This is a genomic window from Halalkalibacter okhensis, assembly GCF_000787375.1.
Lineage (GTDB): Bacteria > Bacillota > Bacilli > Bacillales > Bacillaceae_D > Halalkalibacter > Halalkalibacter okhensis.
The window spans coordinates 70934-92422 of sequence record NZ_JRJU01000008.1; the positions used below are offsets into that span (position 1 = coordinate 70934).

24 protein-coding genes are annotated in these 21489 nt (G+C 37.5%); 6 read left to right on the plus strand and 18 right to left on the minus strand.

From position 1 onward, the window contains the following. Window positions 1-121: 121 nt before the first annotated feature. The 5 genes from LQ50_RS26590 to LQ50_RS08010 all read right to left on the minus strand — a co-directional run bounded on the left by LQ50_RS26590 (window position 122) and on the right by LQ50_RS08010 (window position 4227). Window positions 122-703 carry a hypothetical protein gene (locus LQ50_RS26590; RefSeq protein ID WP_444542585.1) on the minus strand — a complete coding sequence of 194 codons (582 nt, stop codon included), beginning with the start codon at window positions 701-703 and terminating at the stop codon, window positions 122-124. Continuing rightward, window positions 700-1284 carry an iron-containing alcohol dehydrogenase gene (locus LQ50_RS26595; protein ID WP_444542586.1) on the minus strand — a complete coding sequence of 195 codons (585 nt, stop codon included), beginning with the start codon at window positions 1282-1284 and terminating at the stop codon, window positions 700-702. The genes LQ50_RS26590 and LQ50_RS26595 overlap by 4 nt, the downstream gene beginning before the upstream one ends. A gap of 80 nt (window positions 1285-1364) precedes the next feature. Beyond that, entirely contained in the window at window positions 1365-2219 is an 855-nt protein-coding gene (locus tag LQ50_RS08000) for a Cof-type HAD-IIB family hydrolase (protein ID WP_034627943.1), read from the minus strand. Between the two features lie 121 nt (window positions 2220-2340). After that, on the minus strand, window positions 2341-3528 hold the full coding sequence (locus LQ50_RS08005; RefSeq protein ID WP_052144654.1) for a sulfite reductase subunit alpha: 1188 nt from the start codon (window positions 3526-3528) through the stop codon (window positions 2341-2343). Between the two features lie 129 nt (window positions 3529-3657). After that, window positions 3658-4227, minus strand: coding sequence for a DUF6944 family repetitive protein (locus tag LQ50_RS08010; protein ID WP_034627944.1), 570 nt, complete (start codon window positions 4225-4227; stop codon window positions 3658-3660). A gap of 263 nt (window positions 4228-4490) precedes the next feature. On the opposite strand from LQ50_RS08010, the gene LQ50_RS08015 reads away from it, so the two are divergent. Genes LQ50_RS08015 through LQ50_RS08025 form a run of 3 tightly spaced genes read left to right on the plus strand, consistent with a single transcriptional unit; the run spans window position 4491 to window position 7066 of the window. Continuing rightward, window positions 4491-5489: an ABC transporter ATP-binding protein gene (locus LQ50_RS08015; protein WP_034627946.1), complete on the plus strand. Its 999-nt coding sequence runs from the start codon at window positions 4491-4493 to the stop codon at window positions 5487-5489. After that, on the plus strand, window positions 5486-6277 hold the full coding sequence (locus LQ50_RS08020; protein WP_034627948.1) for an ABC transporter permease: 792 nt from the start codon (window positions 5486-5488) through the stop codon (window positions 6275-6277). Before LQ50_RS08015 ends, LQ50_RS08020 begins: the two co-directional genes overlap by 4 nt. A 3-nt stretch (window positions 6278-6280) precedes the next feature. Further along, a complete protein-coding gene (locus LQ50_RS08025; protein WP_034627949.1) occupies window positions 6281-7066 on the plus strand; it encodes an ABC transporter permease in 786 nt (261 codons plus the stop codon). Window positions 7067-7133: 67 nt separating this feature from the next. On the opposite strand, the gene LQ50_RS08030 is transcribed toward LQ50_RS08025, so the two are convergent. From LQ50_RS08030 to LQ50_RS08065, 9 genes are all read right to left on the minus strand, one after another. Further along, the gene (locus LQ50_RS08030; protein ID WP_034627951.1) at window positions 7134-7769 is read right to left on the minus strand and encodes an FMN-dependent NADH-azoreductase; all 636 of its coding nucleotides are present in this window, start codon (window positions 7767-7769) and stop codon (window positions 7134-7136) included. Window positions 7770-7828: 59 nt separating this feature from the next. Beyond that, window positions 7829-7987, minus strand: a complete 159-nt coding sequence (locus LQ50_RS25735; protein ID WP_202595365.1) for a hypothetical protein — start codon at window positions 7985-7987, stop codon at window positions 7829-7831. Between the two features lie 120 nt (window positions 7988-8107). After that, entirely contained in the window at window positions 8108-8950 is an 843-nt protein-coding gene (locus LQ50_RS08035; protein ID WP_034627954.1) for a DUF368 domain-containing protein, read from the minus strand. Between the two features lie 317 nt (window positions 8951-9267). Beyond that, window positions 9268-10647 carry a Glu/Leu/Phe/Val family dehydrogenase gene (locus LQ50_RS08040; protein WP_034627955.1) on the minus strand — a complete coding sequence of 460 codons (1380 nt, stop codon included), beginning with the start codon at window positions 10645-10647 and terminating at the stop codon, window positions 9268-9270. A 200-nt stretch (window positions 10648-10847) separates the two neighbouring features. Further along, a complete protein-coding gene (locus LQ50_RS08045; protein ID WP_034627957.1) occupies window positions 10848-11702 on the minus strand; it encodes a DUF4097 family beta strand repeat-containing protein in 855 nt (284 codons plus the stop codon). Further along, window positions 11695-12255 carry a DUF1700 domain-containing protein gene (locus tag LQ50_RS08050; protein ID WP_034627960.1) on the minus strand — a complete coding sequence of 187 codons (561 nt, stop codon included), beginning with the start codon at window positions 12253-12255 and terminating at the stop codon, window positions 11695-11697. Before LQ50_RS08050 ends, LQ50_RS08045 begins: the two co-directional genes overlap by 8 nt. Further along, window positions 12248-12571, minus strand: a complete 324-nt coding sequence (locus tag LQ50_RS08055) for a PadR family transcriptional regulator (RefSeq protein WP_034627961.1) — start codon at window positions 12569-12571, stop codon at window positions 12248-12250. Before LQ50_RS08055 ends, LQ50_RS08050 begins: the two co-directional genes overlap by 8 nt. Window positions 12572-12768: 197 nt before the next feature. After that, on the minus strand, window positions 12769-13824 hold the full coding sequence (locus tag LQ50_RS08060; protein ID WP_034627963.1) for an LLM class flavin-dependent oxidoreductase: 1056 nt from the start codon (window positions 13822-13824) through the stop codon (window positions 12769-12771). Window positions 13825-13845: 21 nt separating this feature from the next. Then, complete coding sequence (locus tag LQ50_RS08065; RefSeq protein WP_034627965.1) at window positions 13846-14847, minus strand: LLM class flavin-dependent oxidoreductase; 1002 nt, start codon at window positions 14845-14847, stop codon at window positions 13846-13848. 229 nt (window positions 14848-15076) lie between these two features. On the opposite strand from LQ50_RS08065, the gene LQ50_RS08070 reads away from it, so the two are divergent. Beyond that, complete coding sequence (locus LQ50_RS08070; protein WP_034627967.1) at window positions 15077-16204, plus strand: MFS transporter; 1128 nt, start codon at window positions 15077-15079, stop codon at window positions 16202-16204. A 60-nt stretch (window positions 16205-16264) separates the two neighbouring features. On the opposite strand, the gene LQ50_RS08075 is transcribed toward LQ50_RS08070, so the two are convergent. Further along, window positions 16265-16828 carry an HPP family protein gene (locus LQ50_RS08075; protein ID WP_237563673.1) on the minus strand — a complete coding sequence of 188 codons (564 nt, stop codon included), beginning with the start codon at window positions 16826-16828 and terminating at the stop codon, window positions 16265-16267. 266 nt (window positions 16829-17094) lie between these two features. Between LQ50_RS08075 and hmpA the strand changes: the two genes are divergently transcribed. Beyond that, complete coding sequence (gene hmpA / locus LQ50_RS08080) at window positions 17095-18327, plus strand: NO-inducible flavohemoprotein (RefSeq protein ID WP_152608188.1); 1233 nt, start codon at window positions 17095-17097, stop codon at window positions 18325-18327. Window positions 18328-18571: 244 nt separating this feature from the next. Beyond that, window positions 18572-19036 carry a hypothetical protein gene (locus LQ50_RS08085; RefSeq protein ID WP_034627973.1) on the plus strand — a complete coding sequence of 155 codons (465 nt, stop codon included), beginning with the start codon at window positions 18572-18574 and terminating at the stop codon, window positions 19034-19036. A 181-nt stretch (window positions 19037-19217) separates the two neighbouring features. On the opposite strand, the gene LQ50_RS08090 is transcribed toward LQ50_RS08085, so the two are convergent. From LQ50_RS08090 to LQ50_RS08100, 3 genes are all read right to left on the minus strand, one after another. Beyond that, window positions 19218-19418, minus strand: a complete 201-nt coding sequence (locus LQ50_RS08090) for a cold-shock protein (protein WP_034627976.1) — start codon at window positions 19416-19418, stop codon at window positions 19218-19220. 205 nt (window positions 19419-19623) lie between these two features. Continuing rightward, on the minus strand, window positions 19624-20223 hold the full coding sequence (locus LQ50_RS08095; protein ID WP_034627977.1) for a response regulator transcription factor: 600 nt from the start codon (window positions 20221-20223) through the stop codon (window positions 19624-19626). A gap of 1 nt (window position 20224) precedes the next feature. Further along, window positions 20225-21355 (minus strand): sensor histidine kinase, encoded by a 1131-nt coding sequence (locus LQ50_RS08100; RefSeq protein ID WP_034627980.1) that lies wholly within the window; start codon window positions 21353-21355, stop codon window positions 20225-20227. Between the last annotated feature and the right edge of the window lie 134 nt (window positions 21356-21489).

Consider the following 21489-nt stretch of genomic DNA (forward strand, 5'->3'; position numbering starts at 1 on the left):
TTTAGCATATTCTAATTTTCTTAATATTTCAACATCTCTTATAGATCAAATAGTCATACCATTTAGGTCGAGAATAGAGTAAAAAAATAAGACCTCGCCTAAACGAGGTCTTAACCAATACTTACTCCGCCAACCGATAAATCTCCAACAAATCCGCCTCAAACAACTTCACAAAGTTACCAAGCGGCCCTCTTTCCGTACCCTTTTTCGCCATTTCCTCAAAGTGCTCCCCCCCAATGTTTGCATCGTTCAATGTTACTGGCATTCCAATCGAGCGAAAGAATTCTTCCGTTTTCTTGATCCCTGCTAGAGCTGTTTTCTCTAAATCATTCAAATCAATTTCAACATCCCACACTCGATTAGCAAATTGTGCAAAACGATTCACATCATGTTTGTACACATACTTCATCCATGCTGGGAAAATAATTGCAAGTCCTGCACCGTGAGCTAAATCATAGATACCGCTGATCTCATGTTCAATGTCATGACTTCCCCAATCACCAACTCTACCTGTATTTAGCAAATCATTATGTGCTAACGTACCGGCCCACATGATTTCTGCTCTTGCATGATAGTTTGTTGGGTCTTCCAAAACGGTATGTGCATGGTTAATGATCGTTTTTAAAGTCGCTTCACATAAACGATCTGTTAAATCTACATGCTTTTCGTTTGTAAAATATCTTTCTAAAATATGTGCCATCATGTCAGTGATTCCGCAACCGTTTGGTAATTTGGCAACGTATATGTAAGAACCGGATTTAAAATCGCAAACTTAGGTCGCATCGTTTCATGACCTACTGCACGTTTATACGCTCCTTCTTCATTTGTGATGACACTTCCTGCACTGCTTTCACTACCCGCAGCTGGAATCGTCAACACCACACCAATTGGCAAACAATCTGTGATAGAGGCATTCCCAGTAAAGAAATCCCAAACGTCTCCATCATAGTTCACACCAATGGCAATGGCCTTAGCTGAATCAATGACGCTCCCTCCACCTACTGCGAGAATCAAGTCGATGTGATTCTCCTTACATAAATTCACCCCTTCTCGAACTAGGCTTACTCTTGGATTAGGCTTCACACCGCCTAGCTCAAAAATTTCAACTCCTTGTTCTTGTAAAGATTGAACAACTCTATCATACAAACCACTCTCTTTGATACTACCTCCACCATAATGTAAGAGAACTTTATTGCCGTAAACGACCGTTTCTTGTCCAACTACTTCCTCTTGATCTTTACCAAAAATAATCTTTGTACCATTTTGAAAAGTAAAATTCTGCATGAACTCGCCTCCAATTTTTCAATTACTTTCTCTAATAGAGATCCTCCATTATTTTCTGTGTGGCTATGCTAAAAACCTGTTTATAGTTCAAATTTCTCCTTAAGATAATGATACACACCATCTTCATCACAAGTAAATTCGGTTATGTCATCTACCATTTCTTTAATTTGATCAGGTGCATTCTTCATTGCTACAGCATGATTGACAAACTTAAGCATGGGTATGTCGTTATTGCTATCTCCAATCGCCATAATGTGCTCACCAACTAAATTAAATTGATGCAACATTTCGTTTATTCCTGTCGCTTTATTCACATTCGCTACCATTACTTCCACGTTGTGAAGGGAAGAGATCGACGTCGTAAAATCTATTTCTTCCTTTACTTGATCTAGCTCTTTCTTCCACTCATTGATATGTTCTTTCGTTCTAGCAAAGAAATAAAACTTAGAGAATTTCTCTCCTTTTATTTCATCCGCCCAATCAATTTCTTCCTTAATTGCTTGTTTTCGCGAGAGCCATTCATTGATGCCGACCTCATCAGGCTTTGGATCTCGAACTTCATTTTCCACATATTCCTGATCTTGCTTTAATGTTATTCGATCGATTCCATAAGGGAAAAGTTCATAATACACCTTATTTGCTCTTGCTTTTCCAATAATCTTCTCCACTAATTCACGCGAAAGGGAATGCTCAAATACCGCTTCTTTTCCTACGTATCCAGCCATTCCATTTGAAGTAATGTATCCATCCACTTGAAATCCTTCTGGGACAACCCCTTCAATTTCATCAAAAGCTCGACCCGTAGCAATAAAAACAAAAAATCCCTTCCTCCGCAAGTGATCAATGATTTCTTTTGTATGTATACTTACCTTGTTATGATGATTTAGGATGGTACCATCCATATCTAAAAAAATAGCTTTAGGTTTTGGATTCATAATGCTTTCCTCCAATTTTGTAAAATACGTTTATTGCGTAAGTATACACTTAAGCACCTGGATCCTCAACGTTAGCAGCCATAATAAAGAGACAGGAACAAATCCTGCCTCCATTTTCTTATTAATATACATCACGCTGATAACGTTTTTCCTTTTGCATCGCAGTCACATACTCTTCTGCTTCTTCTCGGCTCATGCTGCCTTCTTTTTCAACAATATCAATTAACGCATTATGCACATCTTTAGCCATGTACTGCTTATCTCCACACACATAGAAATAGGCACCAGCTTCTAACCAAGCAAACAATTCTCTGCTATTATCAAGCATTTTATGCTGCACATACACCTTCTTATCCGTATCACGGGAGAATGCAACATCAAGCTTAGATAACGCTCCATCGTTTTGGTATTCCTCAAATTCTTCTTGATAAAGAAAATCAGTCGCCTCATGTTGATCACCGAAAAAGAGCCAAGTTTTTCCTTCACCTTGTGACACTGCGCGTTCTTCAATAAATGAACGGAACGGGGCAACTCCTGTTCCAGGACCAACCATAATAATATCCGTATCTAGTGACTCAGGTAAAAAGAAATGTTTATTTTGCTGGACAAATACCGGAAGTGTGTCCCCTTCACCAACACGTTCTGAACATTGAACAGAGCATACTCCTTTTCGATCTCGCCCATGAGCTTCATAGCGAACCGCACCAATGGTTAAATGAACTTCATCAGGATGGGCGTTTAAACTACTTGCAATCGAATAAAGGCGTGGTGGCATCTTTCTTAAAAGGGAAACAATATCTTGAGCAGATGCGTTCCATGGTCCAAATTCACGTAATAGATCGATCAAGTCTCGCCCTTCCATATATTCTTTTAATTGATCTTTATTTTCCGGTAGGATTAGTTCTTGAATGTCGGCATTTTCTGTGAACTGAGCTGCTTGTTGGACAATCTTTTTGTTTAACAAGGTAATTTCAAAGTAAGTGCTCAACGCCTCACCAAGTGGCAACGTTTCACCTTTTTTATTAATCGTTACCGTTTCTGTGGGATCCCATTTCATTTCTGCCAGTAATGTCTTTATTAATTCAGGGTCATTTTCCGGGAAGACCCCCAGACAATCTCCAGGTACATACGTAAGACCTGAACCTTTTAATGATAACTCAATATGTCTCGTCTCCTTATTAGATCCGGGTTTATTCAAATTAATCGTCTTAAGGATTTCCGCTTGGAAAGGATTCGTTCTCGAATATGTAACCGAAACTACTTTCTCCTCTTTAGGCTGTTCGGTATTTTTCACATCATTTTTTTGCACACTCTACACCTCACTAAGTAAATAGTTTAATAATAATTACTTCTTCATTAATTCTTTATATCCTTTTAAATTGAAAATAAATTCTCTCACTAAGACACCTTTAAAACAATTGTACACGAAAATCCTCCTTTACTGCTCTTCCACTTCTGGTTGTAATTGTGCAAAGTACGATAAGACAGCACCTATCGCTTGAATCCAACTTCCAGTAGCATTTAATGTGTCAGGATCTCCAGCCACTTGATTGAGAGTGTGTTGGAGGCTATATTGACCTGAAATAGCCTGTAATGAATTTCCTATTCCTTGCAATAGGTTTCCTATGACATTATACGATTGATCTAATGAATTTGATTGATTATCAAGGTCATCTCCTAATGAAACAATCGCTCCTAAAGCTTGCATCCAATTTCCAGCTATATTTAACTTCTGATTCGATTCTTCTTCCTCATCCCCTAGCAGACCAGAGATAACAGTGAGATTCCCTACCGATTGTACTTGATTTCCAAGCTTACTAAAAGTAAATTGCTCTTGCCCATCTGCTTGTAGGGCACTGCCAGTTGCTTGTAGCACGTTCCCCCACAGGTTTAGGCTCTTTAAAGCATCGTCACTAATCCTCTGCAATGGTGTACTACCAACAGCAGAGACAATTGTACCTAGCGCCGATATTCCAGAACCGAGTATGCTTTTAGACTGATTATCCATTGAAATCCTATCCTAACTATTATTTATGAACGTAGATCTCTTTATTGTATTCGCTACAAGGTTTCATCGATACCGACAATTGACTTAAATTGTTTATATCCAACATACATTGAGCTGTGAATATGGTGAGTCTATGTCCATTCCTTACTAATAACGTTAGTCTGGGGTCATCTACTTGCTGTATGACCTAGTTGGGAGTAAACTATTATTTGCTTGAACACAACTTAAATAGCCTTGAGCTATTTATGGAAAGGAGCATATCGATGAACGTCATTGAAGTTCAAGATTTACGAAAAGAATTCAAATCTTATTCTAGCCGTTCTGGTTTATCTGGAGCGTTTCGAGACTTATTTACAAGAAATTATAAAGTCCTTGCAGCGGTTGATCAAATTTCTTTAACCGTTAAACAAGGTGAAATGGTAGGCTATATCGGCGAGAATGGAGCAGGAAAATCAACTACAATCAAAATGTTAACTGGAATCTTAACACCTACTTCCGGATCCGTTGTCGTCAATGGAATGAACCCTCATAAAGAACGGGAACAATTCGTTCGGACCATTGGCGTTGTGTTCGGTCAACGTTCTCAGCTTTGGTGGGATATTGCCGTACAGGAGTCATTCAGATTACTAAAAAAGGTGTACCGAGTATCGGATGAAGATTACAACAATCATATGGGTCATGTAATAGAAACATTAGAAATCGGCCCTTTATTAGACAAACCGGTACGAAAGCTTTCATTGGGTCAGCGGATGCGCTGTGAATTAGCAGCAGCATTAATCCATAATCCTTCCCTGCTCTTCTTGGACGAGCCGACGATTGGACTGGATGTTTTAGTGAAGTTGAAAATTCGCAAGTTCTTAAAAGAAATTAACGAACAATATAAAACGACCATCATCCTAACCACACACGATATTACAGATATCGAAGCCCTTTGCGAGCGAGTCGTATTATTAGATGAAGGAAAAATTGTATATGATGGCAAGTTAAATCAACTTCAAATCAATGCCGTGGAAGGAAAACAAGTTGAATTTGAATTTCTGACTGAGGTTCTTTCAGCGACACTTCCGTCTTCACCAAAACTACATTGGGAACAAAAAGACGCAACGACCTGGACGGCTACTGTAAATGGTGATGAGCAGGCTGTCTCTGAGCTCATTAGCAATGTCATCCAAAAAAATCCGATCAAAAATGTTCGTATTAATGAAATTTCAACAGAAGAGATTATTCGAAAGATCTATGAAGAAGGAATGGCCATCTCATGAGTCAGTATATTGAAATGATTCGTGTTCGTTTTTTAATGATGCTTGCTTATCGAACGAACTATTACAGTGGAATATTAATTTACAGCATTAACATTGGTGCCTATTACTTTTTATGGTCCGCCATTTATGGAGGACAAGAAGAAATTCAAGGATTATCTGTTCTACAAATGACAACGTATGTGGCAGTAGCGTGGATGGCCAGAGCCTTCTACTTCAACAATATAGATCGCGAAATTGCCAATGAGATAAAAGATGGAAAAGTTGCGATAGAGATGATTCGTCCTTATAACTATTTAGGAATGAAAACCATGCAAGGGCTTGGTGAAGGCTTGTTTAGACTTCTATTCTTTTCCGTACCTGGTATGGTTATTGTTGCCCTTGTCTTTCCGATTAGTTTTTCTGCTAGCTTTATGACATGGGTATTTTTCTTTGTCTCACTCGTCTTTAGTTTTATTGTGAACACACAAATCAACTTGCTTACTGGAATTATGACGTTTTTCTTATTTAATAATTCAGGATTAATTCGTGCAAAACGTGTAGTGATTGATTTGTTTTCAGGACTTTTGCTTCCGATCTCTTTTTATCCTCTTTGGGCGCAATCTGTCATGATGTATTTGCCGTTTCAAGCGATCAGCTATATTCCTAGTATGATTTTCACAGAAGGATTCGTAGGAAACGAGATTTATACGGCTGTGTTGCTGCAAGCATTCTGGGCACTATTTTTATTTATTCCAATTCAATTGTTATGGGTACTAGCAAAAAAACAGTTGATTGTGCAGGGAGGCTAGTCGATGTTTTACATTTCTATCTTTTTTCAATATGCCTCTCAATATTTAAAAACAAGATTAACGTACCGTGTAGATACAGTAGTTGAAATTTTATCTGATTTATTATTTCAGGCAGTAAACTTAGTTTTTATTTTAGTTGTTTTTGGACATACGACATTACTTAGTGGATGGAATCGCGAAGAAATTATCTTTATTTATGGTTTTTTCCTTGTTCCTTATGCTATCTTTTCATCCTTCTTTAATATTTGGGACTTTAATGAACGCTATATTGTTAAAGGGGAAATGGACCGTGTACTCACACGCCCCATTCATAGCCTTTTTCAAATTATAATGGAGCGAATGGAGCTCGAGTCATTATTTGGGGTTATTACAGGCTTAGCGATTATGTACTACGCAGGCTCCCGTTTAGGATTAACGATAGCTTGGTATGATCTTTTCATTTTTATTGCAATGGTTTTGGGCGGGGCCTTTATTTATGCTGGAATTTTCATAGCTCTTGCTAGCATTGGCTTTTGGTCTGATAGCCGGACCGACATAATGCCGATGATGTATAACATTGGGAACTACGGCAGGTATCCAGTAGATATTTACCACAATGTGATTCGCTTTGTTTTAACATGGATTTTGCCTTTTGCATTTGTCGGCGTGTATCCTGCTGCTTATTTTCTACAAAGAGAAGAATGGTATGTGTATGCATTTTTAACTCCCGTGATGGGTGTTGTGTTTTTATTCCTGGCTGTGATGTTGTGGAATGCAGGGGTAAAAAAATATCGCGGCGCAGGAAACTAAATTTACCGACAAAAATTAATTCCCCACCTTTACGAAAAAAAGTGGGGAATCTATATTTTAAGCACTCTTAAAAAGTATGTGCTAAATCTTTTGCACGCGCAACGGCGTTTTCTTTAATCTCTTGGGCTTTATCAGGCATGGCATTATGACCTTCTACAAACAACCCGTCAAAAGATGGAACCCCGAAAAATTGCATAATAATTGATAAATAACGATGCCCCATTTCCATTTGAGCTGCAGGGCCTTCCGAGTAAATTCCCCCACGTGCTTGAATGTGCAACGCTTTTTTATCCGTTAATAGACCAACCGGACCTTGTTCCGTATACTTAAATGTCTTGCCAGCCACAGCGACAGAATCAATGTATGCTTTTAATACTGGTGGAAATGAAAAGTTCCATAAAGGCGAGACAAAAATGTATTTGTCTGCTGAAACAAACTGCTCACATAATTCAGATAATCTACCAACTTTCGCTTTCTCATCGGATGAAAGCTGATCAAAACCTTGTCCAGACCGAAGCTTGCCCCATCCACTGAATACGTCGACATCAATATGAGGAATGTCTTCTATGTATAGATCGATCGCCTCTACTTCATGGTCCGGATTTACTTCCTTATACGTATCGATAAAAGCCTTTCCTACTGCCATACTGAAGGATTGTGTGTCATCATGGGGGTGTGCTGTAATATACAATACTTTTGTCATCTTTACCCAACCTCTCTATTTCATTTTTCCCACTTATTTTTGCTGAAACCCTCAAGTGCCTACTTTAAAAACTCTATTTGCTCACTTTCATAAGGGTTAGTAGCAATATTTAATCTAGCTTCATCGGTTAGATTAAATGGCTGATTATTCGTTTCACTCATTGATGTTTCGTGATTTTGCATACTCCCATCATAATGAATGGGCTTCTTTTCCATCATTACTCACCTCCAGTCGCACAGATTGATCTTATTCATTATTTGCCATGTCTGATATGTTTATGTACCCATTTTATAGCAAAAAGCCCCTGTGTCATTTCACACAGAGGTCTCATTTAACATTTAAGGATTTAATTTTACTGCTGTTTTTTTCACTTCAAAATAACTTAATCCATATGCACTCATTCCACCGATTCCAAAAGCTAGTACACTTATAAATAATAAAAAGCTATCTCCTGCCACACCAGGATAAATGACAACAATCGATCCGATAATAAAACCTATCATTAAGGCATATGTGCTCGTTTTGTATTTATTAAATAGGAAAGAAATAAATCGACTTGTTATGACTAACCCAATGGCAATTCCTGATCCAACTGTTAAAATAACAGGTAGATTAAATGTCGATAATGCATTCACAACGGTTGGATACACTCCGAATAGCAAAAAGACAAATGATCCACTAACACCAGGTAAAATCATAGCAGAGCTAGCAATCCACCCAGCAAAAAATAATAGCGCATATTCAGTAAATGATAACTGACTCATAACGGTTGCTAGTTCATTCTCCTTCACAAAAAATGTAGCTCCTACAATCATTGCACCAACAGCAAGCAACACATAATGAATAGGTGAAAAATTCTTTTTATAATCAATATCTTTTAACAATGTAGGAATAATCCCAATGATCAACCCTAAAAAGAAGAAAAATGTTGGCTGCGGAAATTCAACCAAAAGCCATTCAACTAAGTGACTAATCGTTAATAATGCAATAACGATCCCGATCCCAAGTGGCATCAAAAACATTACATGCTTCTTCCACTCCTTTGAAAATAACCCATTAATCGCAGCAATAAGCGATTGATAGATCCCAAGAACTAACGCAATCGTTCCTCCACTTACTCCAGGGATCAGATCACTTACCCCCATCGTCATACCTTTTAAAATATTCTTCCATTGAAACAAAGCTTTCTTCTCCTTTATACATAAATATCAATCAAACAAAATAGACCTTAACAAACGAAAAGGTCTAGCTACAACATGTTCATGTTGGTAATAAGTCGTGAAGATTATTGAGATTAGCATAAATGAGATCGACAAATAATACAACTATTTTTATCGTTCACCCTATATTTCTCACTTCAAATTTCGAACATTTTCTGAACGAATTAATATCTTGGCTTCAGCTTGGTCCCAAACTTATTAATCTATTTCTTTAATGGGGTGCATAAAAGTCCTGCCTCATTAGTTATTAGAACCATTGAAGCAGGACGTTTTCATTTTTAATACAACTTCCCTTGACGATACAACACCGTACTCAATTTCATCACCGAATGTATATAACAATTCTGTCGTAATGGAAAGGGATCCCCAAAGTATTGTGGCAAAATGGAGTCCATAGTTGCTTTCATTTTAGCAACTAACAGTTTAAAAACTTCTTCTTCATTATAAAATTGTGTCTCACGACCTTGAAGCCATTCAAAATACGAAACGATTACTCCTCCTGCATTTGCAAGAATATCAGGGATGATAATGACACCTTTTTCACTTAAATATTCATCTGCTTTGCCTGTAACTGGAGCATTAGCACCTTCTACTATAAATCTCGCTTTAATGTTTTCCATGTTACCTTCATGTATTTGATCTTGTAACGCAGCTAAAATTAATACGTCTACATCTTGCTCTAACACTTGATCTCGCTCATGGATCACCGCTTTAATTCCAGCCTTCATTAATTGCTCTTCTGAGGTTGGGAGGTCCCCTTTATTTTTTCCTGTAAAATCAATTAATGCAGGGATATCCAGGCCATCAGAATTATATAGCATTGTATTTCGATCACTAACTGCAACAACTTTATTTTGTAAGAGTGAACAATGATAAGCTTCAAGGGCTGCAATAGAACCGACATTCCCAAAACCTTGAACAGCAACCGTCATCGGTTTGTCCGTATAGCCTAATAATGTCTTTGCAAATTTATTCCCTGTGTTTGATAAAAATGTCTGTTGCTCTTTTAAGAAATCATGAAGCATATAACGAAATGAAAAGTACACACCTTTTCCGGTAGCTTCTCTTCGCCCTAATGAGCCACCGTTTATGATACTTTTCCCTGTGAAACTTCCTCTGTATGGTTCCCCTGGGCGAATGCTCTTATATTCTGCCATCATCCAATCCATTTCACGATCACCAGAACCCATATCAGGTGCAGGAATATCTTTGTCCGGACCTAAGATATCACTAAAATAATGTACATACTTCTGACAAATTAAGTTAATTTCTTTTGCAGAGTGGTCTCTTGGTGTCAAGACTACACCGCCTTTCCCACCTCCGAAAGGGACGTCATGAAGAGCATTTTTCAGTGTCATTAAGGCAGCAAGGTTAATTACCTCGTCCTCTTTGACCTCTTCATGAAAACGAATTCCTCCTTTATATGGACCAAGCGTGTTATTGTGCTGAACACGAAATGCAGGTATTCGTACAATCTCCCCGTTGTCTAAAGATATTCGCAAAAAAGCTTTATGTACTTTGTTAGGTGTTGAAAGAATGGAAGCTAACGAGGCAAAAGCTTGATGTCTTGTTTTATCTTGTAATTCTGGTAAGAAGCTAGAATCCTTTAATAATGCAGCTAATGATGCTTGAACAATCGAATCAGTTTGGCTAGCCATAAAAATAAAACCCTCCATTTTTTTACTATTATTACCTTACCCTAAATTTAACAAAACAAACCAACTGTGATTAGTATTTTCCCAGCCCCAGTTTAGTAGAAAGACAATACGAGGTCGCGGGATTTTATATACACGACCTCGAGTAGCTTTATTAATTCACAACTATAACTTCTTTCATCCACTCCGTTCAACGCTTCGTTCTATTTCTTCTCTATTGTCACACTTCCATTAGCTGTTGTTAATTGAATCATGTTGTCGCCATTTCCACTTACAGCATTTCTTGATGAACTCCCGAAAACATCCACTCTTCCATTAGCAGTGTTGACAAGGATTGTAGCATTGGTCGGTTCCTCTTCAGTTTGAATTTGAATCCTCCCGTTATCAGTAGCTAAGTCCAATGGATCATTCATTTGTTTTGTTAAAAGTGAAATTCTTCCATTATTCGTTTTTCCAATAATTTCTCCGTCAATATCCTCTAAAAGAATAGCGCCATTTTTTGTTCTTACAGAAACAGTAGGAGCACTCACTCCTTTTAATTCAATAGCACCGTTATCTGCTATAGCAGTAACTCTATCTCCCATTACATTACTCAGTTCAATTCGACCATTGTCAGACTTTACACCTATCTCTCGTACCTCTATGTTATCTGCATGAATACGACCATTATTACTTTCTAACTTAATTGTTTCATAGAGTTTTTCAGGTACATAAACGGTTAACGATAATGTATGAGAAAGAAAGTTAAATTGAAATAGTTTCTTTTGTGGATTTTTGACACTAATTAATAATGTTGAATCTTTTACATCTGTTGATAATAGATAATTGGAATTATTTCCAGTCAATTCCACTTTTGCCGTATCATCATTTGTAGGTAAAAAATTAATTTCTGCATTATTTGTCATGACTTCTATGTTCATAAATTCTTCATCGTTAATCAATTTTTCTTCAGTAACCCATTCAGACTTATTAACGGATGGCAATGTGAGGAGTATACCAATTACTCCTCCAATTAATAATCCCAATGCAATAATCGAAACTTTTTTCAAATTAATCATGTTTGAGCCCACCTTTTACAAGCTTGACATTAAACTTTAAATATCGAAGAAAGCCTTGGGTTAAGGTACGTGTTGCAAAAAACATCCCAATGGCAATAAACAATCCAAGTCCACAAAGAGCTAATGTTATAAATAATTCAAATAACTCGAAAGACCCTGGATAAAAAATAATATTAATTAAAAACAAAAGAGGAGAAACAATAAATGAAACCCCTACGGCCCAACCTGCAAACACGATTGAGACCAAAGCGATAAATGGTCCGAGAACGATGACAAGATTAAAGAACCCTAATCCAATAACAGCCCATACAGCCCGAATGATATTCCCTGTTGTCACCGTCGTTTCTGCCTTCTCGAGATGATACGATGCAAGCATATCTTTAGCTATTTGTTGCGGCGATCCAAGTGAGCATGTTATTTCCCCCTCTGTTTTTCCTTCTTCTAATCCCACTGCAAAATGCTCTTCAAAGTCATTCAAAATATCCTGACGTTCATCAAGAGACATTTTTTGTAGAGCACGATCCAATTCCATTAAAAATTGTTGTTTATTCATCTCTAACACCTTCTTTTATTAATTGATTCACTCCGCTCGAAAATTCCTTCCACTCTTGCAAAAGCTTGTGAAGGAAATCTCTTCCACTATCAGTTAACTGATAATACTTACGTGATGGTCCTTCTGACGATTCTTTTAAATACGTGGTAAAATAACCTTCTTTTGTTAACCTTCTTAACAATGGATATACTGTGCCTTCAGAAATAGCAATCTTCTCTGAAATTTTTTGGACAAGTTCATACCCGTAACGATCTTGTTTATCTAGTAAGATGAGTACGCATAGTTCTAAAACACCCTTTTTGAATTGTACGTTCACTGCCTAGTTACACCTCATTTCTCTTTTATTCACTACCATGCAATATATAGTACCTGTTTATAAAGAATCCTTGAAATAAATATATCACTCAGTACTGTATATTGCAAGGTACTATTTAATTAATATATGCAAATGGACTTTAGTATATTAAAAAAGACCAACGTTTTATCAATAGTACTGTTGGTCTTTTAACTATGCTATTTGTTCTTTTTGCCTTCCCATTTAGAAATTTCTTCTCGAACCATTGGGGCTACCTCTTTCCCTAGCAATTCAATGGCTTTCATCACATCATCATGTGGCATCGATCCAACTGGTACGTGTAGCATAAATCGTGTAATTCCTACATGTTTACGAGTATGAATGATTTTTTCTGCAACCGTTTTGGAATCTCCGACATATAACGCTCCCTCAAAGCTACGAGCAGCATCAAAACTAGTACGATCATAATGCCCCCAGCCACGCTCTCGTCCCAATTTATTCATGACCTGCTGCGTTGATGGGAAAAATTTATTCGCTGCTACCTCTGTATCTTCGGCAATAAAACCGTGAGAATGCGAAGCCACTGGTAGCTTGGACACATCATGGCCTGCTTGTGCTGCTGCTCTTTTATACAGGCGTACAAGCGGTTCAAACTGAGTTGGACGACCACCAATAATCGCTAAGACTAATGGTAGTCCAAGAAGTCCCGCACGAACAACTGACTCGGAATTCCCACCACTTCCAATCCAAACAGGTAATGGGTCCTGTACTGGGCGCGGGTACACCCCGAGATTGTTAATAGCAGGACGATGACCACCACTCCAGCTTACTTTCTCAGAATCTCGTATTTTTAACAGCAACTCCAATTTTTCATTAAAGAGCTCATCATAATCCGTTAACTCATAACCAAATAACGGAAATGATTCAATAAACGAGCCTCTCCCTGCCATGATCTCTGCCCGGCCATTTGAGATGGCATCTAGTGTCGCAAACTCCTGAAACACACGTACCGGATCAGCTGAAGAAAGCACGGTTACCGCACTTGTTAGTCTTATCCGTTTCGTTTGCGCGGCAGCTCCGGCCAATACAACTGCAGGAGAAGAAGCCGCAAAATCTTCGCGATGGTGTTCTCCTACTCCAAAGACATCTAAGCCCACCTGATCAGCTAGAACAATTTCCTCAACTACTTCACGTATTCGCTCTGCATGGCTTTTTACTTTTCCAGTTTCGGTATCAGGCGTCGTTTCTACAAATGTACTAACTCCAATTTCCATAAATGCCCCCCGCTAAAAGTATTACTTTCCGTCTACTACTTCTTTTAATATTTCATAAGAACGCTTTTGCTTATCTTGATCATAAATATAGGAAACAGCCATAATTTCATCAACATTGTATTTTTTTTGGAAATTTGCTAATTGTTCTTTGATCGAGTCTTTACTTCCCATTAACGTGACACTTGACATTGACATAGCTACTTCTTTTTCTTGACGGCTCCAAATTAGGTCCATATCTTCCACTGGAGGACTCAATGGATTTTGAGAATTACGTACAACATTTAAGAAGAATTGTTGCATTGTTGTTGATTCCCTTTTTGCTTCTTCATCACTTTCAGCTGCAATTACATTTAAACAAACCATCATGTACGGAGAATCTAAGTATTCAGATGGCTCAAAACGCTTGCGATAAATCGAAATCGCTTCTTCCATGTGTGTTGGAGCAAAGTGAGAAGCAAACACATATGGCAATCCTAACTTTGCAGCTAAGTAAGCTGAATCTGTTGAAGAGCCTAGAATATAAATCGGAACCTTTGTCCCAACTCCCGGATGGGCTTTGACATAACTTTGACGCTCTTCTGGCCCAAAATAAGTAAGTAAAGCATTCACGTCTTCTGGAAACGTGTAGACCGTATCATTTTGAGATCGACGGAGCGCTCTTGCTGTCATCATATCGGTACCCGGTGCGCGTCCAAGTCCTAAGTCAATTCGGTCAGGATATAATGTTGCCATCGTTCCAAATTGCTCCGCAATGATTAATGGAGAATGGTTAGGCAGCATAATTCCACCCGAACCTACTTTGATATGATTGGTGTGCTCTAACGTATGTTTAATTAAAATCGATGTTGCCGAACTAACAAGAGTGGGCATATTATGATGTTCTGCAATCCAATAACGTGAATACCCCATCTCTTCAGTTGCTTGCGCTAAATCGACCAATGAATCAATCGCTTCTTTTGCATTTTGTCCTTTGCGAATAGGCGCTAAGTTTAAAACAGATACTGGAATTTGTATATTTGACATGTTAATGTTCCTTTCATGCTGAAGTTACAAATCAATAGTAACAAGTTAAGAAGAGGAAACAAAATAATTTGCTTATTTTTTTAAAGTGAATGTTCATCTTGATTTCACAAAATCCTCACTTTTTCTTGTCTATGTTTTTAAATCATTCATTATACGTATTGCTTAGTTAGATCGGGATTGATTAAATCATATAGAACATAGTAAATCGTATAACTTTGAGGTGACGTTAATGGCTTTGCTTTACATCATTATTATTGTGGCTTTTATAGATACCTTTTCACAGCTCCCAATTATTGGTCCTTTTGCTAGTAACTTGGGTGCTACTCCGATGTTAGTCGGCATCATTATAGGCATATATTCATTTTCTAATATCATTGGAAATATCGTATCAGGGTACTGGATCGATCGAATGGGCCCTAAAGTTGTCCTGTGCACAGGGATGATTTTGGCAGGAATCGTCCTTTTTTTCTACTCTCTCGTTACAACCGCACAAGAATTAATATACGTTCGTTTATTTCATGGACTTGTTGGAGGACTAATTGTACCAGCGGTGTTTACTTTTTTAGGTTCGAGAAAGACGAAGAAATCAAAAGGGAAGGTCATGGCGTTATCAGGAGCTTCTGTTGGGATTGCAGCCATTGCTGGCCCCGCACTTGGAACCATTATTAGCGGAAGGTTCGGGTATGATTATTTATTTTTTATGCTTACCATTTTGATGATTGGGTGCGCCTTATTAGCGATCTTTTTTGTAAAAGATCTTCAATGGACCGGCTCTACTGATCCAACTGATCAAACGGCCTTTTTTATAATAACAAAACCAATTCTCTATTCCTATATCTCCATCTTTTTATTAATGTTTACATTAGGAATTCTAACATTCGCCTTGCCATTAAAAGTAGAAGGACTTCAACTAAGGGCTGAATTGACTGGTTCATTATTAAGTATATTTGGACTAGTGGCCATTCTCATTTTCATCCTTCCAACCAATGTTCTCTTTGAGAAATGGAGACCTATGCATCTAATGACCATTGGTCTTTTAACAATATTTTTTGCTTTAGTAAGCTTATCACTATCATCTACCTTTATTCATTTGATGCTTGCGATGGTCATTTACGGGGTAGGGTTTGCTTTTATTTTCCCTTCGACTAGTGCGGCAGTCGTTGAGAGTTCCGGTGAATCAAAACGTGGGAAAGCATTTGGCCTATTCTACGCATGCTTTTCATTTGGTGTAATTGCCGGTTCATTCCTTTCTGGTGCTTTAGCGGTATCTCCTTCTTTGTTATTTTTTATCGGGGGGTTATGTTTACTCTTTGTTGTTTTAATTTTTCATCTTTTTAGCCGCAGACTAATTAATTAAAAAAGTTCAAATGAGAAAAGTGCTATGGAATACACTTTTTCGCATAGCACTTTTTTATAGTTATATCCACCTTCTAGGGTATGTTCTATTTTCAAATAAATTATTATATAAAACCGATATCACTACGACGATGATTGCACTAATTATTATTGTTAATAGCATCCCCCAGCCAGTCTGAGTGTTTATTGCTACAATTGCACTAGCTGCAGCAGGCGGATGCATCGTCTTAGTAATCAACATAAGAAGAACTACAACAGCTAATGTAATACCTATTGTTATATGAGACCTTCCAAATAGATCCCAAATGGATAATGCGGCAACGGTTGAAAGAATATGTCCCCCAATAATATGACGCGGTTGTGAAAATGGACCTTCATATGCAGCAAAAACGAGTAAACAACTAGCACCAATAGGACCTAATGCCATCGGATAACCTAAGCTTACAGCAAGAATGCTTATAAGAATCATCGCAATTAAGCCGCCACCAGCAGAGATTAAGGAGTCTGTTAAGCGGACATTAGGATCTTGTACACTAACCCCTTTCATCTTTTTTACATATTGAACAAAGCTTGAGCCCTTCTGCAAATGAACGGTTTTCTCTATTTCTCCTCTTTCTAAAGGCAAAAGCTAACATCCCCCTTCTACACAAAAAGTCAAGAGAATCGTTAGATTATTTCACATAAAATTCATTATAAAGGGAATTTTTAGAAACGTAAATACAGTTAGGGGGTAAAGTCGGCAAAGAAAACACGTTTTGAGAGGATACTAGCCCAGTTTAATTATTGTCTATTTTTCAAAAGAAGTATTTTAAATATTGCTTTTAACTGTTTTCATCATCATAATTAAACATATATTATAAATACACCTTTAAATAAATGGAGGAATTCCTTATGACAACAAAACTATTAGACTCAAAAACAATTGATATTATTAAATCAACCGTTCCAGTTTTAGCTGAACACGGCAAGGCAATCACTACCCGTTTCTACCAAATGATGTTCACAAATCATCCAGAGTTACTACATATCTTTAATCATGTGAATCAAAAACAAGGGAAACAACAGCAAGCGCTTGCCAATACAGTATATACAGCAGCGCAATATATAGATCAGTTGGAAACCCTCCTGCCAGCAGTCAAACAAATCGCACATAAACACCGTAGTTTAGGAGTAAAAGCTGAACATTACCCAATTGTCGGCGAACACTTATTATTAGCAATCAAAGATGTATTAGGTGATGCAGCAACTGATGAGATCATTAATGCATGGGGTGAAGCATACGGGGTCATTGCCGATGTTTTTATTTCCGTAGAACAAGAAATGTACAATGAAGCTGCACAAAAACCTGGAGGTTGGGATGGATTTCGTGAATTCATCATTACAAAAAAGATAGAAGAAAGCGATGTTATTACATCGTTTTACTTAAAACCAAAAGATGAAGGCAACCTCTCTAGCTTTCAGCCTGGTCAATATATAACCGTAAAAGCAGTCATTCCTGGAGAAGATTACACACACTTGCGTCAATATAGCTTGTCAGACTCTCCGGATAAAGACTATTATCGTATTAGCGTAAAACGGGAAGATAGAAAAGAAGAAATTCCAGCTGGCATTGTTTCTACCTTCCTTCACCAACAGGTTTCTGAAGGAGACACGATTGAAATCACAGCACCAGCTGGTGACTTTATCTTACAAGAAAAAGAGAAGCGACCTGTCGTTTTCCTCAGTGGTGGTGTTGGCCAAACTCCAATGATTAGCATGTTAAAAACACTTGCAAAAAAGAATACCACTACAGATGTGACGTATATTCATGCTGCTATTAACAGTTCTCATCATGCATTTGACGAAGAGATTAGAAGTATCGTTAATGAGTCTGAACATATGAGCTATTATGTGAGTTATGAACAGCCAACTGCAAAAGACCATCAAGCAAAGAACTATAAAAAAGAGGGCTATGTTGACCTTCCATGGTTACAATCTATTTTAAAAAACAATGATGCTGATTTTTATTTCTGCGGCCCTGTTCCTTTCATGAAAGCGATGAATCAAGCATTAAAAGAATGGAATGTAGCAGATGATCGTATCCACTTTGAATTTTTTGGACCAAAAGGCAGCCTAGAAAACTAACGACCGAAAAGTCAAAGTATATCTCCCTACAACAGATGTAGCAAAGCTCCATTCGCTATACGCCGCGAGTAGAAACCCGCTTCTCTTTATTGCTTTTTTAAAGATGCGCCTCTGCCCATTGCTTCGGGGTTGTCACAAGGGTAAAAAGCACCCTCTGTGACACCTCTTACTACTACCTTTTTATGACAGAAAGGTTATGGTATACTAAGCAAATTAAACAATCCTTTTTATTATTGGAGGCAGCATGCTTACATTTGAAGAAAAACTATTAATAATTACTGAATCGTTCCCTGAACTAGAAAGAAAAAATGTTTCATTAGGTAGAGTCAACTTCCACTATAAAGACAGTTCCTACGATCAAAAGAATGTAGTCTACCATTTACACCCTAACGGCAATGGCTTTGTGTATGCTGGGAAGATGACAGGCTACCAAACGAATGATAAAGGGATGGTGAATATTCGCGACTTTACTGAAAAAGCCCTTCGCTCTACAATTCGAAAGTCCATTCTCTCACTCACTCCAAAGGTGAACGAATCAGAACTCGAACCAGAAGAGGAAATATGGATTAATGATAATACTGTCACACTTACATTACTAAAAGAAGACGATCTGTGGAACGTGTACTCTGATGAGAGCTTAGACGGGACATTTCATTCGTATAAACAAGCGGTACACTATTTAGAAGAAGAAGGATTTTTACGTATTTGACGACCAGTTTAAAGTTTTTATAAATTTAATTAGGTTATTTAGAAAGTGTATGGTATGCTACATGTAACCATTTTTCACTTGTGTCATATTGTTTCTAAGGCTGACTCTCTCTAGAGTCAGCCTTTTTTTATTATCTTAGAAAAGTCATTAAAAAAAGACCCCTTCTCAGGAGTCTTTTTTATTAACCTTTAGTTACATTAACAGCTTGAGGGCCACGTTGACCTTGCTCTACGTCAAAAGTAACTGCTTGACCTTCATCTAAAGATTTAAATCCTTCGCCTTGGATAGCTGAGAAATGTACGAATACGTCATCTCCACCTTCAACTTCGATGAAACCGAATCCTTTTTCTGCGTTAAACCATTTTACTGTACCTTGTTGCATGTGTGTTTCCTCCTGTGTGGATTACATCCACGATTTAATACTATTATTGCTCAGTTTAGATATCAAAGGCGAAAAGTTTAAATACTTATCAATCCCGACATATCGAACAAAAATAATTCTACTTTATCATAACAGATAATGTGTAGAAAAGCAAATGGAAGTTCATCGCCATCGATTTTATCTCTTATAAAAGTAGCACAAGGTTTTACTTAAACCAGCCTTTTTCCCTAAACTTAGATATAGCCTCAATTCGGTTGCCAACTTGTAGTTTATCTAATATAACCGAAATATAATTACGCACCGTGCCATTTGTCAATGAAAGCTCTTTGGCAATTTCACTAGTACTTTTTCCATTGGAAATCAACTCCATCACCTGTTTTTCCCGATTCGTAAGTGGGTTTTTATTATCAAATGCTAGGTCGACTAATTCTGGAGCATAAACACGTCGTCCATCCATGATGACTCGTATCGAGTTTGCTAATTCTTCACTAGGACTATCCTTTAACAAATAGCCACGTACATCGGCATTTCTCGCACGTTCAAAATAACCTGCACGAGCAAAAGTGGTTAGAATAATAACTTTACAAGGTTGATCAATTAGTTCTTCGGCCGCATCAAGTCCACTCTTTATTGGCATTTCAATGTCCATAATACAAATGTCAGGGTTAAACTCTCTAACTAAAGACAACGCTTCCTCGCCATTTCTTGCTTCCCCTACTACTTCCATATCTGCTTCTAAATTAAGTAAAGAGCTAAGGGCACCGAGCAACATCCGTTGATCTTCGGCAATTACGATTCGAATCAAGTTAATCCCTCCTAGATGCTTGCTTAATCACATTTGGCACTCGAATATCAATCGTTATTCCTTCTGATTCCTGAATAGTCAAGCTTCCATTAACAAATTCCAAACGCTCTCTAATACCACGAAGTCCATTTCCATCAAAATCATCATCTCTTCTAGAGAACCCAACCCCATTATCTTGTACAATAATTTGTAGTTCCTCATCTAATTCCTTAATTACTAATTTACAAGTCGTTGCCTGAGAATGCTTAATTACATTTGTTACTGCCTCTTTCAAGCACATACTTACGACATTTTCGATTAATAAAGGTGTATTAGTTAAAGTGGCATTTCCTTCGAAGATGAATTCCATATGTGCGGCTTTTAGGATCTGTTCCACATAAACAAGTTCATCTTTCAGCTTTGCTCCACGCATATCAGACACCATCTCACGAACTTCTTTTAATGCCGTTCTAGCCGTTTGATTAATATCACTCATTTCAGCTTTTGCTGCTTCTGGATTAATTCCAACTAATTTTCTAGCCAAATCACTTTTCAAACCAATCAGTGATAGCTTTTGACCAAGTGTATCGTGTAAATCACGCGCAATCCGTTGTCGCTCCTCTGCAACCATTAATTCAGAAATCTTCTTATTTGCATCTTCTAATTGGCCCTCTAATTTCTCACGCTTGTTTCGATAATAAGAGGTAATCGGAAGGAGAATCACACCAATCACTGAAATGATAATAAAAGGAAACTGAGCAAAGAACAATTCAGTTTGTGCGATAAAGCTATAACAAACCGCAATAATCGTTGTTATTAGATGAATAACATACATCAGAAGGAAGCCAATTTTGCTTTGAATGTTTCCTATAAAAAAGGCTAAAAAAAGTGCAAAATATACGTAGCCGTAAAACAATGTCATTCCTATGCTTATAGCCATCTCAACCGATACCCATAAATAGACAAGTCTTCCATTAGAAATAAAAGATAAACGATAGGAAAGAAAAAATAACAAAATCATTATAATACCAAACGTAATCTCTAATGCAGAAGATAACCTAAAGATAAAATAAAAAGGCAATAAACAAAAAATGATCCAAATGTACACACTAAGGCCTGTATTTTTTGGGAATATATTATACCAATTTTGCATGATTAGCCCCCTTTCTTTTCTTTTGTAAGGAGGAAAATTACTTTGTACTTATCATACAATAATGACCACCTTTTTGTCCGGCTCAGTAAAGAAAAAACCTTTAATATTAACAGAGGACACTGTAAAAGGGAAAA

Coding starts and splice junctions, on each gene's coding strand:
- LQ50_RS26590 (WP_444542585.1), bottom strand. CDS start 703: ATGATGGCACATATTTTAGAAAGATATTTTACAAACGAAAAGCATGTA.
- LQ50_RS26595 (WP_444542586.1), bottom strand. CDS start 1,284: ATGCAGAATTTTACTTTTCAAAATGGTACAAAGATTATTTTTGGTAAA.
- LQ50_RS08000 (WP_034627943.1), bottom strand. CDS start 2,219: ATGAATCCAAAACCTAAAGCTATTTTTTTAGATATGGATGGTACCATC.
- LQ50_RS08010 (WP_034627944.1), bottom strand. CDS start 4,227: ATGGATAATCAGTCTAAAAGCATACTCGGTTCTGGAATATCGGCGCTA.
- LQ50_RS08015 (WP_034627946.1), top strand. CDS start 4,491: ATGAACGTCATTGAAGTTCAAGATTTACGAAAAGAATTCAAATCTTAT.
- LQ50_RS08020 (WP_034627948.1), top strand. CDS start 5,486: ATGAGTCAGTATATTGAAATGATTCGTGTTCGTTTTTTAATGATGCTT.
- LQ50_RS08025 (WP_034627949.1), top strand. CDS start 6,281: ATGTTTTACATTTCTATCTTTTTTCAATATGCCTCTCAATATTTAAAA.
- LQ50_RS08030 (WP_034627951.1), bottom strand. CDS start 7,769: ATGACAAAAGTATTGTATATTACAGCACACCCCCATGATGACACACAA.
- LQ50_RS25735 (WP_202595365.1), bottom strand. CDS start 7,987: ATGATGGAAAAGAAGCCCATTCATTATGATGGGAGTATGCAAAATCAC.
- LQ50_RS08040 (WP_034627955.1), bottom strand. CDS start 10,647: ATGGCTAGCCAAACTGATTCGATTGTTCAAGCATCATTAGCTGCATTA.
- LQ50_RS08045 (WP_034627957.1), bottom strand. CDS start 11,702: ATGATTAATTTGAAAAAAGTTTCGATTATTGCATTGGGATTATTAATT.
- LQ50_RS08050 (WP_034627960.1), bottom strand. CDS start 12,255: ATGAATAAACAACAATTTTTAATGGAATTGGATCGTGCTCTACAAAAA.
- LQ50_RS08060 (WP_034627963.1), bottom strand. CDS start 13,824: ATGGAAATTGGAGTTAGTACATTTGTAGAAACGACGCCTGATACCGAA.
- LQ50_RS08065 (WP_034627965.1), bottom strand. CDS start 14,847: ATGTCAAATATACAAATTCCAGTATCTGTTTTAAACTTAGCGCCTATT.
- LQ50_RS08070 (WP_034627967.1), top strand. CDS start 15,077: ATGGCTTTGCTTTACATCATTATTATTGTGGCTTTTATAGATACCTTT.
- hmpA (WP_152608188.1), top strand. CDS start 17,095: ATGACAACAAAACTATTAGACTCAAAAACAATTGATATTATTAAATCA.
- LQ50_RS08085 (WP_034627973.1), top strand. CDS start 18,572: ATGCTTACATTTGAAGAAAAACTATTAATAATTACTGAATCGTTCCCT.
- LQ50_RS08090 (WP_034627976.1), bottom strand. CDS start 19,418: ATGCAACAAGGTACAGTAAAATGGTTTAACGCAGAAAAAGGATTCGGT.
- LQ50_RS08100 (WP_034627980.1), bottom strand. CDS start 21,355: ATGCAAAATTGGTATAATATATTCCCAAAAAATACAGGCCTTAGTGTG.